The organism is Flavobacterium sp. 123 (assembly GCF_003634825.1).
Lineage (GTDB): Bacteria > Bacteroidota > Bacteroidia > Flavobacteriales > Flavobacteriaceae > Flavobacterium.
Genome location: NZ_RBXD01000001.1, coordinates 2,283,794 through 2,302,748 on the forward strand (window position 1 = coordinate 2,283,794; position 18,955 = coordinate 2,302,748).

15 protein-coding genes are annotated in these 18,955 nt (G+C 32.7%); 6 read left to right on the forward strand and 9 right to left on the reverse strand.

Features of this window, described 5'->3' with window-relative positions; all coding sequences use genetic code 11:
- The first annotated feature begins 41 nt into the window (after positions 1 to 41).
- A complete protein-coding gene (locus C8C88_RS10120; RefSeq protein WP_121338007.1) occupies positions 42 to 1,304 on the forward strand; it encodes an asparagine synthetase B in 1,263 nt (420 codons plus the stop codon).
- 23 nt (positions 1,305 to 1,327) lie between these two features.
- On the opposite strand, the gene C8C88_RS10125 is transcribed toward C8C88_RS10120, so the two are convergent.
- The 6 genes from C8C88_RS10125 to thrS form a co-directional block, all read right to left on the reverse strand.
- Positions 1,328 to 1,996, reverse strand: coding sequence for a response regulator transcription factor (locus C8C88_RS10125; RefSeq protein ID WP_121338008.1), 669 nt, complete (start codon positions 1,994 to 1,996; stop codon positions 1,328 to 1,330).
- Positions 1,997 to 2,006: 10 nt separating this feature from the next.
- Complete coding sequence (locus C8C88_RS10130; protein ID WP_121338009.1) at positions 2,007 to 3,734, reverse strand: ATP-binding protein; 1,728 nt, start codon at positions 3,732 to 3,734, stop codon at positions 2,007 to 2,009.
- A gap of 343 nt (positions 3,735 to 4,077) precedes the next feature.
- Positions 4,078 to 4,422: a 50S ribosomal protein L20 gene (rplT, locus tag C8C88_RS10135; RefSeq protein WP_024982755.1), complete on the reverse strand. Its 345-nt coding sequence runs from the start codon at positions 4,420 to 4,422 to the stop codon at positions 4,078 to 4,080.
- A gap of 172 nt (positions 4,423 to 4,594) precedes the next feature.
- Positions 4,595 to 4,792 (reverse strand): 50S ribosomal protein L35, encoded by a 198-nt coding sequence (gene rpmI, locus C8C88_RS10140; protein ID WP_007810722.1) that lies wholly within the window; start codon positions 4,790 to 4,792, stop codon positions 4,595 to 4,597.
- A 107-nt stretch (positions 4,793 to 4,899) separates the two neighbouring features.
- Complete coding sequence (infC, locus tag C8C88_RS10145) at positions 4,900 to 5,454, reverse strand: translation initiation factor IF-3 (protein WP_370453808.1); 555 nt, start codon at positions 5,452 to 5,454, stop codon at positions 4,900 to 4,902.
- A 16-nt stretch (positions 5,455 to 5,470) separates the two neighbouring features.
- Positions 5,471 to 7,417: a threonine--tRNA ligase gene (gene thrS / locus C8C88_RS10150; protein ID WP_121338011.1), complete on the reverse strand. Its 1,947-nt coding sequence runs from the start codon at positions 7,415 to 7,417 to the stop codon at positions 5,471 to 5,473.
- 233 nt (positions 7,418 to 7,650) lie between these two features.
- On the opposite strand from thrS, the gene C8C88_RS10155 reads away from it, so the two are divergent.
- From C8C88_RS10155 to C8C88_RS10170, 4 genes are all read left to right on the forward strand, one after another.
- Entirely contained in the window at positions 7,651 to 8,670 is a 1,020-nt protein-coding gene (locus C8C88_RS10155) for a quinone-dependent dihydroorotate dehydrogenase (protein WP_121338012.1), read from the forward strand.
- Positions 8,671 to 8,720: 50 nt separating this feature from the next.
- Entirely contained in the window at positions 8,721 to 9,584 is an 864-nt protein-coding gene (locus C8C88_RS10160; RefSeq protein ID WP_121338013.1) for a hydroxymethylglutaryl-CoA lyase, read from the forward strand.
- A gap of 81 nt (positions 9,585 to 9,665) precedes the next feature.
- Positions 9,666 to 10,217 (forward strand): hypothetical protein, encoded by a 552-nt coding sequence (locus tag C8C88_RS10165; RefSeq protein ID WP_121338014.1) that lies wholly within the window; start codon positions 9,666 to 9,668, stop codon positions 10,215 to 10,217.
- Positions 10,214 to 11,605: a DUF5723 family protein gene (locus C8C88_RS10170; protein ID WP_121338015.1), complete on the forward strand. Its 1,392-nt coding sequence runs from the start codon at positions 10,214 to 10,216 to the stop codon at positions 11,603 to 11,605. The genes C8C88_RS10165 and C8C88_RS10170 overlap by 4 nt, the downstream gene beginning before the upstream one ends.
- Here C8C88_RS10170 and C8C88_RS10175 read toward each other — a convergent pair whose 3' ends face one another.
- A complete protein-coding gene (locus tag C8C88_RS10175) occupies positions 11,606 to 14,110 on the reverse strand; it encodes a cation-translocating P-type ATPase (protein WP_121338016.1) in 2,505 nt (834 codons plus the stop codon).
- A gap of 162 nt (positions 14,111 to 14,272) precedes the next feature.
- Between C8C88_RS10175 and guaB the strand changes: the two genes are divergently transcribed.
- On the forward strand, positions 14,273 to 15,745 hold the full coding sequence (gene guaB, locus C8C88_RS10180) for an IMP dehydrogenase (RefSeq protein ID WP_121338017.1): 1,473 nt from the start codon (positions 14,273 to 14,275) through the stop codon (positions 15,743 to 15,745).
- Between the two features lie 60 nt (positions 15,746 to 15,805).
- Here guaB and C8C88_RS10185 read toward each other — a convergent pair whose 3' ends face one another.
- On the reverse strand, positions 15,806 to 18,046 hold the full coding sequence (locus C8C88_RS10185) for a cation:proton antiporter (RefSeq protein WP_121338018.1): 2,241 nt from the start codon (positions 18,044 to 18,046) through the stop codon (positions 15,806 to 15,808).
- Positions 18,047 to 18,154: 108 nt separating this feature from the next.
- A complete protein-coding gene (locus C8C88_RS10190; RefSeq protein WP_121338019.1) occupies positions 18,155 to 18,949 on the reverse strand; it encodes a polysaccharide deacetylase family protein in 795 nt (264 codons plus the stop codon).
- Between the last annotated feature and the right edge of the window lie 6 nt (positions 18,950 to 18,955).

The window sequence follows — 18,955 nt, forward strand, 5'->3', positions numbered from 1 at the left end:
AATGAGCTAAAAACCATTATCTTTGAAATAAAAACTACATAATGTCTTTCAAGAAGTTGCTATATATTTTATTAATTTTTATTTCATTTTCAGCAAAAGCCTCTTTTATTTTGTTGCCAATGGATGAAACTACGCAGCAAAATCACCTGAAGGCATATGGAATTACCTATTGGTGTTTGGATAAAAATTATAAAGCAAGTTGGTTACTCAATTATCGCGGAGGTTCTTTCTTACTTCCAGATGCTTTAGAAATACGAAAGGAATGTCAGATTCGAGGAGTTAGTTTTGAAATTATTTCTGATAGTGAAGAAGTCGCAATTTTGAATGAAATCTCGAGCCCTTCTCAAAATATGGAAGCGGTAGTTCTCGAAAAAGCTCCTAAAATAGCTGTTTATACTCCAAAGGGCAAACAACCATGGGATGATGCCGTAACACTTGTTTTGACCTATGCAGAAATTCCGTTTACGCCAATTTATGATGAAGAAGTGTTAAAAGATCAATTGGTATTGTATGATTGGTTGCATTTGCATCATGAAGATTTTACAGGTCAGTACGGAAAGTTTTATGGTGCTTATAAAAATACGCCTTGGTACATTGAACAAAAGAAAGATTCAGAGGCATTAGCAACACAATTAGGATATAATAAAGTTTCACAAGAAAAAGGAGCGGTTGCAAAAAAGATAAGGGATTTTGTTATTGGAGGAGGTTTTATGTTTGCGATGTGTTCAGCAACAGATAGTTTTGATATTGCTCTAGCGGCTGATGGAGTTGATATTTGTGAATCAATGTTTGATGGAGACAGTAGTGAATCAAACTATCAATCAAAAATCAATTATGGCAACTCCTTTGCTTTTAAAGATTTTATTCTAGAACGAAGACCCGATCAATATGAGTTTTCAGATATTGATATGACTACAAAACGAAAGATTCCTATGGGAAAAGATTATTTTACTCTTATGGAATTTTCGGCTAAATGGGATCCAATTCCAAGTATGTTATGTCAAAATCATACCCAATTAGTAAAAGGATTTATGGGACAGACCACAGCTTTTGATGCGGCACTCCTAAAATCGAATGTATTAGTTATGGGGAGTTGTGAAATTAATGGGGAAGCACGTTACATTCATGGTGAAAAAGGGAAAGGAATGTTTACCTATTATTCAGGTCATGATCCGGAAGATTTTCAACATCAAGTAGGTGACCCGCCAACAGTTCTGGATTTGCATCCTAATTCTCCTGGATACAGATTGATTTTAAATAATGTATTGTTTCCTGCGGCAAGAAAGAAAAAAATGAAAACCTGATTTAGAATCTAAGCAAAGTCAATTTATACTAAACCAAAATCTTTAGCTAAAGCAATGAGATGCACATTATTATTAGCTTTAAAGTAGATTTTAAGCTTGTTAATTCGTTTTTCTAGACTACTGATGCTATTAGGCATTATTTTGGATTGCCTGAATTCTGATACAATTTCTTCGACGGTCAATCCTTTTGATAGAGATCTTAAAAGAACAATATCATAATTCTCAATTTCGCAAAGTGATTTATCTCTCAAAGCATATGATAGCTCATCTGAAATTATTTTTTCATCATCAGTATAAATACGTTGAATGGTCTTTTTAAGTTCAGGAATACTATTGCGTCCTTTTAAAACATAGGCATTTATATCTAATTTATTGAAGAGTGATTTTATTCTGAAGGATTTATCTTCAATAGAAAATATAATTGTTTTTATGGTGGGTTGGACTTTTTTTACGGCTTCAATAAGATCTTCTCCTGATGTAAGTTTGTTTTCTCTATGATCTGTTTTAAATGACAAATCACTAATTAACAAATCAAATGGTTCTTCGTCGATGATTGCTCTTTTAATTTTTAGATACGCATCATCGCAATATTTCACATAGCGAACGTCAGCAACTCCAAGTTCTTGGAGTGCATGAACAACTGTTAAACTAATTGTGTCTAAATCTTCAGCTACTAAAACTTTTTTAAACATCAGCTAATTTTTATATTGGTATGGTTAATTTTAGTTTAAAACCTTTTTCCGATTTAGTATCAAATGTAATTTTTCCTTCAATACTTGTAATACGGTTTTCCACATTTTGAAGTCCATTTTTTAATTTTAGTCCTTTGAAGTTTACTCCAAGTCCGTTATCAATGTATTCTAGCTGTAAATTATTTTCATATCTTTTACAAGTTATTACCACCAAACTACATTTACTATGTTTTTTCATGTTTATAAGAAGTTCCTGCAAAACACGATAAATAGTTATTTTTTTATTGCTTTCTAGCGCATTCCAGTTGAAAGAATCAAAGCCATTTATTAAAATGTTTACCTCATTAGTGTTAAAGGAAGTCATCATTTCTTTTAGGCTCACAATGAAATTTTTCCCAATATCTATCGTGCTATTTTCTTTAGAAATGTTTCGAGTTCTAGAATAAATGGTGTCAAGACTATTGAGTAATTGTTCTTTATTTTGGCTGGTAGACAAATCTTGATTTTCAGCAAAAGTCATGGTGTAGTATACATCGTTCGCTAATTCATCATGTAACTTTTTTGCAATTCGAGTTTCAGTATCATAAGTGATCTCGATTTTTTCTTTTTTATTTCTTTCTTTAAAAAAGATATAAACAAAAAAACTAAATCCAAATCCTATTATGGTTAAGAATGCGAAGGATAAAGATTGATTTTTCTGTTGAGCTAGTTCTAAATCATTTTCTGCTTTTTGAGCTTTCAATTTTAGATTTTCATCTCGTTCTTTTTTTGAATCGTATTTAATCTTTGCAAACTGATTTTTTGCTATCTGTCTTATTTTGTTATTGCTGTCGTTGATGCGTATGTAATCTAAGGCATATTTTTTAGACTGCGCTTTTGAGCTGTTTTGGATGATTTGTGCTAATGTTAGTAAACGATAGTCTGCATTATTTATTTTGGTTGCTTTGGTATAGGCAAGTAATGCAAATTCATAAGAGATTTTTGGATTAATTTCTTTATAATATTCACTAAGATTATAATAACTTGAAATTATTCCCCAATCATCTTTTATTTGTTCTCTTATTTCTTTAGCCTTAATTAATAAAGGAAGTCCTTTCGGATCTTCTATCTTAAAATAAGCAAAACCTAAATTATCAAGTACTCTGCTGTAAGACTTAGGATCATTGAATACTTCTTTTTGAGTGGTTAAATATGATAAGATTTTTATGGCCTTATCATATTTCTTTATTTCAATGTATACTGTTGCTATATTATTTTTTATATCAGTTTTTCTGACATTATCAGTTTTTAAATTCAGAGCAAGATTGTTATAATATAGTGCGTTATAATAATCAAATAATAATAGTTTGTTGATGCCTAGTATGGTATATATGTTCCATTTGTAATTTGGATTTTTATTGTTTTCTAAATAAGGAATTGCTTCTATTGCAGTAGTTTCACTGCCGGAATAATCACCTTGATTTTGTTGTATAGTTGCCAGATTTGAAATACAATGAATAATTTGAGCTGTATCTTTTTTTACATCACATGCTGATTTTGCTTTATTAAAATAATAAAACGCACTTTGATACTTCTGCTTATCAAAATTAGTGTCGCCAAGTTTAATTAGCCGATTTATTTCAGCTAGATTATTTTTTTTTATTGGAAGTGACTGTTTTTTTTCTTGGCATGATTGCAAAGACAAAAGCAGTAAAAGCGTAGCAATAAAAGTCAACGCATATATTTTCTTTAGTATCATGTTTCGAAAATACAGAAATTAGTTAAGATAACATACTGTTTTAATTAACAATTTTGTGTGATTTTATTTGTTTTAAACTTTAGATTTCGGCTGTTTTATAGGTTGTTTTTTGCTTTTTAATTCAATTTATATTAAATAAGAATTAAGAAAATTTAGCTTTCAATGATGTGAAAAATAATTCATTATAAGTAAATTTATACAGCATGATTTAAGTAAATATTCATATGAATCATCATACGTCTGGTGACGAATAAGATTGTTTTTTACAAAAAACAAAAAGCCCATTCAGAAGAATGGGCTTTTTTTATGTAAGTAAGTAATATAAATTGAGTTTATAAAACGTTTATTTTACTTTATTAAGTATTGCTTTGAAAGCTTCTGGGTGGTTCATAGCTAAATCTGCAAGAACTTTACGGTTCAATTCGATATTATTAGCTTTTACTTTACCCATGAATTGAGAATAAGACATTCCTTCCAATCTAGCTCCAGCGTTGATACGTTGAATCCATAATGCGCGGAAATTTCTTTTATTCACTTTTCTGTCACGGTAAGCGTAGCACATTGCTTTCTCTACCGCATTCTTAGCAACTGTCCAAACGTTTTTACGTCTACCAAAGAAACCTTTGGCTTGCTTCATTATTTTTTTTCTTCTTGCTCTTTTAGCAACTGAATTTACCGATCTTGGCATAATTTTACTGTTTTTTTTGTAGCAGGCGTCCCGAATTTAATCAAGAGAACTTAAAAGCCATACTCCAAGGTTATTGAAATTGTTTTAACCTAAAGAAATCTAGGCTATAGTAATTAGGCATTAGGCAAAAGTTTTTAAAACTAATGGCTATTGGCTTTTCACTAATGGCTTATTAGATAATTCTTAATTGTTGTTTGATGCTTTTCATATCTGTAGAGTGAACTAGCGCTGAGTGAGTCAAAGCTAATTTACGTTTTTTAGATTTTTTAGTCAAGATGTGACTTTTGAAAGCATGCTTTCTTTTAATCTTTCCAGAACCAGTAACTTTGAAACGTTTCTTGGCGCTAGATTTGGTTTTCATTTTAGGCATTTTTTCCTAGTGTTTTAATTTATTCTTACTTACTTATTTTGAGTAATTAGCCATTAGCCATTAGCCATTAGTTTTGAAACTATTGCCTTTTGGCCTTTGCCTATTAACTATTTTTTCTTCTTAGGAGCAATGAACATAATCATTCTCTTTCCTTCAAGAACTGGCATCGCTTCCACTTTTCCAAATTCTTCAAGATCTGTAGCTAATCTCAATAATAAGATTTGACCTTGATCTTTATAGATGATAGAACGCCCTTTGAAGAATACAAAAGCTTTTAATTTTGCTCCTTCTTTTAGGAATTTCTCTGCATTTTTTCTTTTAAACTCATAATCATGCTCATCAGTTTGAGGACCAAAACGAATCTCTTTTACCACTACTTGTGTAGATTTCGCTTTTAAGACTTTGTCACGTTTCTTTTGTTCGTAAACAAATTTCTTGTAATCCATGATTTTACAAACCGGTGGATCAGCATTTGGAGAAATTTCAACCAAATCCAATTCGAATTGATCGGCTAATCGTAAAGCTTCGGAAGTTTTAAAAACTCCAGGCTCTATGTTTTCACCCACAAGTCTTACTTCTGGCACACGAATAAGATTATTTATACGGTGTGCATCTTTTTTTTCTACGCGAGGTTGGTAACCTCTGTTGCTTCTTATTGCTATGACTTTATAATTTAAGTTAAACTGTAAATACTTTTAATGTTTTGCTTATCTCTTCGTTGACAATAGCAGCAAATTCTTCTATTGTTACGCTGATATTTCCTTTACCTTCCTGTCCATGACGACGGATAGAAATAGTACCGTTTTTCTCTTCTTCCTCACCTACAATCAACATAAACGGGGTTTTTTGCATTTCGGCATCTCTAATTTTCTTACCAATAGTTTCACTTCGGTTGTCAATTAGGGCGCGAATTTCGTGATTTTCCAGCAAATCTAAAACTTTTTTAGCATATATTTCATATTTCTCACTCAAAGACAAGATTATAGCTTGTTCTGGCATCAGCCAAAGAGGGAAATTTCCTGCTGTATGTTCTAATAAAATAGCGATAAAACGTTCCATAGATCCAAATGGTGCTCTGTGAATCATTACAGGTCTATGTAATTCATTGTCAGAACCTTTGTATGTTAATTCAAAACGTTCTGGAAGGTTATAATCCACTTGAATTGTTCCTAATTGCCATTGTCTTCCCAAAGCATCTTTTACCATGAAATCTAGCTTTGGACCGTAGAAAGCAGCCTCGCCATATTCAACAACTGTATTTAATCCTTTGTCACGTGCAGCATTGATAATTGCATTCTCTGCTTTTTCCCAATTTTCATCTGTACCAATGTATTTATCTCTGTTTTCTTTGTCTCTCAAAGAAATCTGAGCGGTAAAGTTTTCAAATCCTAATGAACCAAATACATAAAGTACCAAGTCAATTACTTTTTTGAACTCTTCGTCTAATTGTTCTGGTGTACAGAAAATGTGTGCATCATCTTGAGTAAAGCCACGAACACGAGTCAAACCATGTAATTCACCACTTTGTTCGTATCTGTAAACCGTTCCAAATTCAGCATAACGTTTTGGTAAATCTTTGTAAGACCAAGGACGTACATTGTAAATTTCGCAGTGGTGAGGACAGTTCATCGGTTTCAATAAAAACTCTTCGCCTTCAGCAGGAGTGTTTATTGGTTGGAAACTATCGGCACCATATTTTGCATAATGACCAGAAGTTACATACAATTCTTTTTGACCGATATGTGGTGTAACCACTTGTTCGTATCCTGCTTTTTTCTGTGCTTTTTTCAAAAATTGCTCTAAACGATCTCTCAAAGCGGCACCTTTTGGCAACCATAATGGCAACCCTTGTCCTACTTTTGACGAAAAAGCAAATAATTCTAATTCTTTTCCTAGTTTTCTATGGTCGCGGCGTTTTGCCTCTTCCAATAATTCTAGGTATTCTGTTAAGTCTTTTTGTTTAGGGAACGAAATTCCGTAAACACGTGTTAACTGTTTGTTCTTTTCGTCTCCTCTCCAATAAGCACCAGCAACACTCATGATTTTCATAGCCTTGATGATTCCTGTGTTAGGAATATGTCCACCTCGGCATAAATCAGTGAAAGTAGAGTGGTCACAAAAAGTGATGGTTCCATCTTCAAGATTAGAAATTAATTCGGTTTTATAAACATTGTCTTTGTACACTTCTAGAGCTTCTGCTTTAGAAACGGGACGTAGTTTGAATTCGTGTTTTTCTCTTGAGATTTCCAAAACTCGGTCTTCGATTTTTTTGAAATCAGCATCGGTAATTTTTTGATCTTCAAAATCCACATCGTAATAAAATCCATTTGCAATTGCAGGTCCAAGTGTTAGTTTGATTCCAGGATACATTTCCTCAAGAACTTGAGCCATTACGTGTGAAGTAGAATGCCAGAATGCTTTTTTACCACCTTCGTCATTCCAAGTATATAAAATAAGACTGCCGTTTGTGGTTAAAGGAGTTGTTGTTTCAACAATTGTACCATCAAAAGAAGCCGAAATTACATTTCTGGCAAATCCTTCGCTAATGCTTTTAGCAACATCCATAGGAGTAATCCCAGGCGCAAACTCTTTAACTGACCCATCGGGCAAAGTAATCTTAATCATTTTTAATTATTTTAGGAATGCAAATATAGGTCATTGCAAAAACACATACAAAATATAAAGTAGGTTTGTAGAGAGGAAATTCATTTTAGGTTAAAATGTTTCTGAATTTTAGGTTTTAGTGTTAATTTTTATTCAGATTTAAACTTTATAAAGTATTTCATTCGTAAAACCTGCTTCCGAAGTTTCGAGACTGAAAACTATTCTTTACTTTTGCAGCACACAATAAAATTACCATGTATAAACTTCTTATTCGTCCAATACTTTTTTGTTTTGATCCAGAAAAAGTTCATTATTTCACCTTTTCAACTATACGTTTTTTATCAAAAATACCAGGCTTTCCCTCTCTTTTCAGAGCGCTTTATGAAGTTAAAGACAGTCGGCTAGAGACAGAAGTTTTTGGATTAAAATTTAAAAACCCTGTTGGATTAGCTGCGGGATTTGATAAAGATGCTACTTTATATAAAGAATTTTCAAATTTTGGATTTGGTTTTATCGAAATAGGAACACTTACACCAAAAGGGCAAGAAGGAAATCCTAAAAAGCGTTTGTTTCGTTTGAAAGCTGATCAGGCTATTATAAATAGAATGGGTTTTAACAACGGAGGTGTTCAGGAAGCAGTGGAACGTTTGAAGAAAAATAATGGAGTTCTAATTGGTGGAAACATTGGTAAAAATAAATTGACACCAAATGAACAAGCAACATCGGATTATGAAATTTGTTTTGATGCATTGTTTGATTATGTAGACTATTTTGTAGTGAATGTGAGTTCTCCAAATACGCCTAATCTAAGGGCTTTACAGGATAAAGAGCCTTTAACTCAATTGTTGCAAACCTTAGAAAATAAAAATTTGGCTAAGCCAAAACAAAAACCAATTTTATTGAAAATTGCACCTGATTTGACGGATGAGCAATTGTTAGATATTATTGATATTGTAAAAGAAACTAAAATTGCCGGTGTAATAGCTACAAATACAACGCTTTCTAGAGAAGGTTTGCAATCCGAAAATAAAGTGGAAACTGGTGGCCTTTCAGGTAAACCATTAAAAAGTCGTTCTACAGAAGTAATTCGGTTTTTATCTGAGAAAAGTAATAAAGCATTTCCAATTGTTGGTGTAGGAGGTATTCATTCTGCTGAAGATGCTATAGAAAAATTAGAAGCAGGAGCGAGTTTAGTTCAGATTTATACTGGATTTATTTACGAAGGTCCAGCTTTGGTGAAAGCCATAAACAAAAAGATTTTAGAGCGATTGTAATTATTTTGAATGTTTTAAAGTTATAATTGTTTTTCTATCTTTGGATTTCTATGGAAACAGTTAAAATTATAGAATGTCCAAGAGATGCTATGCAAGGCATAAAGACATTTATTCCTACCAAAAGTAAAGTTGCTTATATTCAAGCCTTACTTCGGGTTGGGTTTAATACTATAGATTTTGGTAGTTTTGTTTCTGCAAAAGCCATTCCGCAAATGCAAGACACTGCCGAAGTATTGGGACAACTTGATTTATCGCAAACCAATAGCAAGTTGTTAGCTATAATTGCCAATACTCAAGGTGCAAAGACAGCAGCCGAATTTTCAGCAATTCAGTATTTAGGTTTTCCGTTTTCTATTTCAGAGAATTTTCAAATGCGAAATACGCATAAAACTATTGCGGAATCATTACTGACCCTACAAGAAATTCTGGAAGTTGCTGATAAAAATAATAAAGAAGTTGTAGCTTATTTATCTATGGGTTTTGGAAACCCTTACGGAGATCCTTGGAACACAGATATAGTAGGCGAGTGGACGGAAAAGCTTTCGTGTATGGGAGTGAAAATCTTATCATTATCAGATACAGTTGGAAGTTCTACCCCAGATGATATTTCGTATTTATTTTCGAATTTGATTCCAAAATATCCTCAAATTGAATTTGGTGCACATTTACACACAACTCCAGCTAAATGGTTTGAAAAAATTGATGCAGCATACCAAGCGGGTTGCCGAAGATTTGACGGAGCTATTCAAGGTTTTGGAGGTTGTCCGATGGCTACAGATCATTTGACTGGGAATATGCCTACAGAAAAATTAGTATCTTATTTTACTGCAAAAAAAGAAAACACAAATATCAGCCCAATGAGTTTTGAGAGTGCGTACAACGAAGCTTCTAAATTATTCGGGGCTTTTCATTAAACAATAATTGTATGCATAATTCGTTTCTATTGTAATACTTTAATTAAGTAGCAATAACAGTTCTTTTTATTTAATTGACTTATGAAATATACCGTTTTTAATACACTTTTAGGGATGCTATTTTTGATAATAGTATCTTCTTCCTGTAGCAGTAATTTAGATTTTAACCAAGTAAATGATTTGCAGTTAGAGCCAGCTTACATTGCAAATTTGGCTCATTTTGATATTCCTGCAAAAGAGTTTGTAGCTGGCGGTATTGAGCAATCGGTAATTTATGCGGTTCCAACAGTTGATGTTTTTAATGATGCTTTTTTTAGGGATAATTTAGTACGAGCTGATTTTGATTTTAAAATAAACAACACAATAAACCGTGCGTATACTTTAGATATTACTTTGCTTGATGTGAATAATGTTCCGCTTTACGTTATGCATTTTGACGTTCCTGCTTACTCAGGCACTGAAAATATAGTAGTAAAAACAGAAATTTTTGAAAATATTAAATTGAACTTACTGAAAAGAACAACAAAAATGGCCTTTGTTTTAAATATGCAGCCAGGGCCTTTGTTAGATGAAAATAGTTCAGGAAGTTTAAAATTGGATTCAGGTGTAACTGCTTATTTTGTTGTGAAATGAAAAAAATATATTTAATTTTTATCCTATTCATTACCACCTATTGCTTCGCACAAAACAAGCAAATTTTGTATAATTTTACTGATGTGCCACAGTCTTTGATGACTAATCCAGGTTCGGATGTTACTTATAAATGGTATTTTGGGGTTCCTTTAGTATCTGGAATATATGCTAGTGCGGGTTCAACAGGTTTTTCTGCCTATGATTTATTTGCTGATAATGGAGTGAATTTCAATACTAAACTACGAAATGTTCTGTCTTCAACGACAAGGAACGACAGAGTTGCGGTTAATGAGCAACTTGAAATTTTAAATGGAGGTTTTAGAATTGGAACAGAAGAAAAACGAATGTATTTGTCTTTTGGAATGTATCAGGAGTTTGATTTATTGGGTTATGTTCCTAAAGATCTTGCGATATTAGCCATTGATGGGAATAAAGATTATCTAGGAAAAACATTTAATTTAGGAGATTTGAATGGAAAAGCGGAATTGCTTTCTGTTTTTCATATTGGTCTTCATAAAAACATAAATGAGAATTTAATTGTAGGAGTTAGAGGAAAAATTTATTCTAGTATTTACAATGCTACTTCTACCAAGAATGCAGGATTTGTTTACACCATTCCTTCTAATAATGCATTTTATGAGCAAGTTATTTATTCGGATTTGCAACTTAATACTTCAGGAATGGATAAATATGATGATAGTGGATATCAAGAAGATATTGCTGGAGATATAAAAAAAAGAATGTTGTTTGGGGGTAATTTAGGTTTGGGATTTGATGTTGGACTTACATATTATCCACAAAAAAATATACAACTTACAGCAAGTGCAATTGATATTGGCTTTATAAAACACACTAAAGATGTTGAAAATGCGCGTTATAAAGGCTATTATAAATATGAGGGAGTAATTCCTAATTTTGCCAATGTGAATCAAGCTGGGAATGCATATGAAGAGTTTAAAGATGCCATACCATTAGATACGTTGCATAATAAATACACAACATGGCGCCCCGCAAAGTTTAATAGTTCTGTTCAATATTCATTTGGTGAAGAACGATATGACGATGGCGAAGATTGCAATTGTCATGGTTCTAGTTCAGAAACAATATATAAAAATGCAGTTGGTGCACAATTGTTTGTGATGACTACGCCACGTACTCCTATGGTTGCATTTACTACATATTATAGAAGAGCGTTTTTTAAAGGACTCCAAATGAAAGCCACTTATACATTAGATTCTTATTCCTATACAAATCTAGGTTTAGGGCTTTCAAGCCAATTAGGACCTCTAAATTTTTATGTCATGGCGGATAATCTTCTAGAATATGCTGATGTTTCAAAAGCAAATAGTCTTTCGCTTCAATTAGGGTTTAATTTTATTTTCAAATAATTAATTTTTGTTCTTTAAACGTTTAAATCCTTTATAAATTTCAATCCAAAATACCGAAATTCCTCCAGTCAAAATACTCAATCCTATTTGATAAATAGAAACCGTTTCAAACATAAAGAAATGAGAAAAACTAGGGACTGCCAGTAATAAAGCAGTAATGAAAATGGTTATAACAATAATCATTAAAACCAAATTGTTTTTGTATTTCAATGTGGTGAATACAGAATAGTAAAAAGAACGGTTTGCAAGAGTCAAAAATATATTTGAAGCTATTAAAGTTAGAAAAACGACTGTTCGTGTGACACTTTCACTACAATTCTCATTAACACTATATTGATAGGTAAATAACAAGCCTAAGGTTATTGCGAGTCCCTGTAAAATGCTGATAGTTATTTCTTTTAGATTAAAAAAAGTATTGGTTAAAGGACGAGGTTTTTCCAGCATTAAATTTCTTTCCATCGGTTCGTTTTCGTAAATTATGGAGCAAGTTGGCCCCATAATTATTTCTAGAAATATAATATGTACTGGCGAAAAAATATTTGGATAAACCCAACCTAATGCTAATGGGATAAATACAATTAAGATGATTGGGATATGAATTGAAATGATGTATTGTATTGCTTTTTTTAGATTGATATAAATTTTTCTTCCCATAGCAATTGCATCGGTCATTTTTCCAAAATCATCATCAATAAGAATTAAATTGGCGGCTTGTTTTGCTATTTCTGTACCCTTTTTGCCCATTGCAACTCCAATGTGGGCCGATTTTAATGCAGGTCCATCATTTACACCATCGCCAGTCATAGCTACAATTTGATTATTATCTATTAATGCTTTTATAATTTTAAGCTTGGCATCAGGAAACATTCTTGTAAATAATGCTGTTTCCATGACTTTCGTTTTTAAAGTTAGATCATCCATTGCCATCAAATCATCTCCATTCAGAACTTTATCGCAATTTTTGAAGCCTACTTGATTGGCAATGGTTGAAGTTGTAACGGCATTGTCTCCAGTTATTATTTTTACATCAATTCCTGCATTATAAAAGGTTTCAAATACACTTTTTATATTCTCTTTTGGAGGATCATAAAAAGCGACTAATCCTTTGAATTTGAACAAAAATTCTTGTTGGGTTTTTGGATAATCAGTTCCATAAAATTTTGTTGTACCTACACCCAGCACTCTAAAGCCTTTATTGCTCATTGCTTCCATAGCAAGTAGTATATGTTGCTTTTGCTCTTCGGATAGTTCTGAGCAGGCAATTATAGCTTCAGGCGCACCTTTGGCAGCAATAATTCTAATACCATTTTCGTTTTCAAAAACATGAGTCATCATTGGCGGCTTTCCGCTCAAAGGATATTCATGCACTAATTTAAAATGGTTGCGCTCCTCTTTTATATTTGATTCAGTATATGCTTCGTGGAGCGCTATTTCCATTGCATCAAAAGGAATAGGTTCACTTGCCCACATAGAAAGGCATAGTAATTCTTGTTCCTCATTGCTTAATTCTTTCGAATTTTCAAAAAACGTATTAGAAGAAAGGATATACCATTGTGCCAAACTCATTTTGTTTTCGGTTATGGTTCCTGTTTTATCTGTGCATATTACGGTAGAACTTCCTAAAGTTTCTACGGTTTTTATTTGCTTAACGATAATCCCCATTTTCATTAATCGCCAAGCTCCAAGTGCCATAAAGGTTGTGAATGCAACAGGTATTTCTTCTGGAATAATACTCATTGCTAAGGTTAGCGCTTTTAATAAACTGTCTAAAATATCTTTGGAATTAGAAAAATTAATAATCCAGACAAAAGCAAAAATCACCAAACCTACAAAAGACATTTTTTTTACAAAATTTTCCATTTGCTTTTGCAAAGGCGTTTTTTCCTCTACAATTGTGTCTAGGCTTTTGCCAATTTTTCCTAATTGAGTTTTATTTCCAATAGCGGTTACTTCACAAATTGCCAATCCACTTTCAACAATTGTTCCCTGATAAACATTTTTGTCTTCTGAATTTTCATTTTTAAAAATACTAAGCGACTCACCAGTTAAGATGGATTCGTTTACCGAAAAATCATTGGATTGGATTATGATGCCATCTGCAGGAATAAAAGTACCTTCTTCGGTTTGGATTACATCTCCTATAACTATTTCTTCACTAGAGACTTCAATTATAGCGCCATCTCGGATAACTTTACTTTTGGGTTGTGATAATTTTTCTAAGGCTTCAATTGCATTTCGACTTTTTGATTCTTGGTACAATGAAATAGTAGATACTAATGCAATAGCTATGGCCATAAAAACCCCATTTCCATAATCGCCAGTAATGAAATAAATACTCGTAGCTGTAACTAAAAGCAAAAACATGGGTTCTTTTACCATTTCAATTACCGATGAAAGAAAGCTGTTTTTGTTTTGGTAATTTAATGAATTTGAACCGTTTTGCGCTCTTGATTGTTCCACTTGAGCATTTGTAAGGCCTTTTATTTGTTGGTTAGTTTTTATCATTTCAAAAAATAAAACGTTATTGATTACTAACTATTAAAGGTTGTTTTTCTGGATTCGAAAAATCTATCATCTGCAATTTAATCATTAATTGTAAAATAAAGATGTTTTTTTGCTTAAGATTATCTATATTTGCACGCAATTTAACTACAACTACAAATTGCAATGATCGCACACAATATCAAGATTATCGGTGAAGGATTAACTTACGATGATGTACTATTAGTTCCCAACTATTCGAATGTGCTTCCTCGCGAAGTAAGTATCCAATCAAAATTTTCAAGAAATATTACACTTAATGTTCCTATTGTATCTGCTGCTATGGATACTGTTACGGAAAGTTCTATGGCTATTGCTATGGCACAAGAAGGAGGAATAGGAGTGTTACACAAAAATATGACTATTGAGCAACAAGCTGCTAAAGTGCGTAAAGTAAAACGTGCAGAGTCAGGAATGATTATTGATCCAGTAACATTGCCTACAACTTGTTCTGTTGCTGATGCAAAAAATGCCATGAAAGAATATGGTATTGGTGGAATCCCAATTGTTGACGAAAACAAAATTTTGAAAGGTATTGTTACCAATCGTGATTTACGGTTCGAAAAAAATAATGCCAGACCTATTATTGAGGTTATGACAAGCGAAAACTTAGTCACTGTTGCTGAAGGAACTTCACTTGAACAAGCTGAAGTAGTTTTACAAGGATATAAAATCGAAAAACTTCCAGTAGTCAATGCAGATTATAAATTAGTTGGTTTAATTACATTTAGAGATATTACTAAATTAACTCAAAAACCAAACGCTAACAAAGATAAATACGGACGTTTGCGTGTAGCTGCTGCATTAGGTGTTACTGCAGATGCTGTTGAAAGAGCAACAGCTTTAGTTAAAGCAGGGGTTGATGCGGTTATTATAGATACGGCTCATGGGCATACTAAAGGAGTTGTTGATGTACTAAAATTAGTGAAAGCTAAATTCCCTGATTTAGATGTTATTGTTGGTAATATTGCTACTCCCGAAGCGGCTAAATATTTAGTTGAAAATGGAGCTGACGGTGTGAAAGTTGGTATTGGTCCAGGTTCAATCTGTACAACTCGTATAGTTGCAGGTGTTGGTTTTCCTCAATTTTCAGCAGTATTAGAAGTTGCTGCAGCTATCAAAGGTACCGGAGTTCCAGTTATTGCTGATGGTGGAATTCGTTACACAGGGGACATTCCTAAAGCAATTGCTGCAGGTGCTGATTGTGTGATGTTAGGATCATTATTAGCGGGAACAATGGAATCTCCAGGAGAAACTATTATTTTCGAAGGTAGAAAATTTAAATCCTACCGTGGAATGGGTTCTGTTGAAGCTATGCAAGAAGGATCAAAAGACCGTTATTTCCAAGATGTGGAAGATGATGTTAAAAAATTAGTTCCAGAAGGAATCGTAGGACGTGTGCCTTACAAAGGAGAGTTGAACGAAAGTATGCAACAATTCATAGGTGGTTTACGTGCAGGAATGGGTTATTGTGGTTCAAAAGATATTCCAACTTTACAGGAAACAGGACGTTTTGTTCGTATTACTGCAAGTGGTATCAACGAAAGTCATCCGCATAATGTGACCATTACTAAAGAAGCTCCAAATTATTCAAGATAGAATAGTTTTACATAAACTTAAAAAAGGTGCAAGATTTATTTTCTTGCACCTTTTTTGTTTCTAATTGTGAACCAGATCGGCTAATAATTTTTTGTCACCAACAATCCAAAGAATATCGTCTTTTTCTAAAATGATATTAGATTCTGGGTTTAGAATTCGATTCCCCTTTTTTTCAATACCCACAATAAGTCCATTTGTTTTTTCTCGAAGTTTTGATGCTCTAATGCTTTTTCCAATATAGCTTTCGTTCTTTAGCTCTATTTGGCGCAACACAATTTCAGGCTCAATAGTTGTGTCGGGAGCATCTATTTCATGTTGATCTAAATAGGTTTTAAATTCTTTCACTTGAATATCAGTTCCAATAACACAAATTTCGTCACCAGGAAATAATCGCTCATTTCCTTTTGGAATGTTTATCATAAATTCTCCTCGTTTTATAGAGGCAACATTTATCCCTAATTGTTCTCGAATTTGTAATTCTTCTAAAGTCTTACCAACAATGTTTGAAGCTGCTGCAATATCGAAAAAAGCCATGTGCTCATCCCAAGGAGATAAGCTACTTCTCGTTCTTCGCACTTTCGTAAATTCTCTATCATGCAAATTGGTTAAAAAATGAGCTTCAATTTTATGGTATTGTGCATTCAATTTTCTTTGAAAAAGGAAATAAACACCTAATGCTGCAATTAATGTAATCAACGCAATAATGGGAGAGAAGAAGATGTTTAATAAAAAACCAATAAAAAATATAGAAAGGAGTATTCTAAACAAGAACATCATTACAATAGGTCCTTGATATTTACGTTCTTCCATCAAAATAGTAACTTCATAAGCAGCAAATCGACGTAGCGATAATGCCCATAAAAAAGGAGAAACGGCAAATAATGTGATGAGCGCTCCTAAAGCGTTTCCAAACTTAGAATGATCAACTAATGGAAGAATGTATTTTGACGAAAGTAAAATAACAGCCAATATAATTACTGAAAATAAAATGACTTGTGTCAAATAACTATTAATTACAATTTGCCAGTTGCTTACTGATTTTATGGCTTGTGCATTAGCACTATAGCGTTCAATTCTCTTAACCCATTTCCGAGGTAACTTTTTAGCTAAATATTCAGAAAAAGGAGTCGAAAATTTCACCATAAAAGGTGTTGTAAATGTTGTAACTGCCGAAACCGCAACTACAATTGGATATAAAAAATTACTGGTCACATTCAGCGTCATTCCAAGTGAAGCTATGATAAAAGAGAATTCACCAATTTGAGATAAACTCATTCCTGTTTGTACAGATTGTTTCAGTGGTTGTCCCGATAGTAAGGCGCCTATAGTTGCACTTATTGATTGTCCAAAAATGGTGATAATTGTCAAAAGAATAACTGGAAATGTATGTGTAAATAAAGTGTGTGGATCAATTAACATTCCTACTGATACGAAGAAAACAGCCCCAAATAAATCTTTAACGGGTTTGACTAAATGTTCGATATGTTCGGCTTGTGTAGTTTCGGCAATGATTGAGCCCATAATGAAGGCGCCAAGGGCTGGTGAAAATCCTACATTAGCAGCTAGACTTACCATCATCAAACATAAGGCAAGCGAAATAATCAGGAGCATTTCGTCTGTTAATAAATGTTTTGCTTTTTTCAGTAAAGTAGGAATGAAAAAGATACCTCCGATAAACCAAATTGTTAGAAAGAACAATAATTTAAAGACTGATTGCATTAATTCCATTCCTGAAAACTGCTGACTGACAGCAATTGTAGATAGTAATACCATCATCAAGATTGCAACAATGTCCTGAACGATAAGGGAACCAATAACAATTCCAGCAAATCTTTGTGTCTTTACGCCTAATTCATCAAATGTTTTTAGAATAATGGTTGTTGATGAAACGGAAAGAATAACACCAAGAAATACGCTATCCATTTTGGACCAATCCAACCATTGGCCAACCAGAAAGCCAACAAAAATCATTGTGATAATTTGGGTGATTGCGGTAATAGATGCTGTACCACCTACTTTCATCAGCTTTTTAAAACTGAATTCTAATCCCAAACTGAACAACAAGAAGATGACTCCAATTTCTGCCCAAACTTCGACACTTTTTGAATCGCTAACGGATGGAAAAAAATCAAAATGATTTCCCGCTAAAAATCCTGCAATCAGATAGCCTAAAACTAAGGGTTGCTTTAATTTTTTAAATAACAAAACTGCAATTCCAGCAGTGATAAGTATCAGTCCTAAATCGCTGATAAGTGGTTCTAAGTGTTGGGAAGCTTCTGCTACTTTTTCTGCGGCACTCATAAGTATTTAGTTTTTGGATCAATTTTAAAACGCTTTTCTTCAAGCTTTATCAATAATCCGATCTATAGAAACAGAATAATCTGTTTTTTATAAAAATAATACATTTCACTATTGCATCAAAATAGGATTGTACTTTAAATGATCTAATTCTGATAAATTATAGAATTTCATATTGTGTTGTCTTACATATTTACAAATAATGGTTAATGTTGCCATTTTAGTTTGATAATTTGCAGTCACATTTTTTACGGGTTTATGCCCGAATAGGAGTAAAATTTTATGCTTTCGGTTGGTGTAATCTAACAATTTTAAAAGATATGGAATACTGAAATTTGGATGATCAGTGTCAATTCCGATTGCATAAACTAATTTCGAATTGTTGTAATAGCAATTTTGAAAAAAAGGATCTTCTGCTCCATATGTTATTCCCCTAACAATTTTAAATTTATCGAAAAGTGCTTTGTCAATCGTATCGTTTCTATATCCAAAAGGGTAGGCAAATGAAGTTACTTTAAAGGAATAAAAAGACATTAAGTCTAACATTGGATTTATTTCCTGATTGATGTAAGCTTTAATTCCATTTTTAGCAACGAATTTTGGAGCATCAAAATGATGAAATCCATGTCCCGCTATTTCATTACCTTCGTTCTGTAAGGCGATTAGTTTAATGATTTCAGGATATTTTAAAGTATTTATTTTAGAAACACAAAAAGTAGCTTTCCAATTGTACTTGCTTAATATCTGGTCAGCCTTATACCATTCATTGATTGTTGTGTCATCAAATGAAATGGCAACTCCAGCAGTATTGTATATGAGATTTGGTTTAATGGTAGTTTTTTTATTCTCACAGGAAAATAAAATAAAAGTGCAAAATAATATGAATTTAAATTGTAGTTTGTTCATATTACT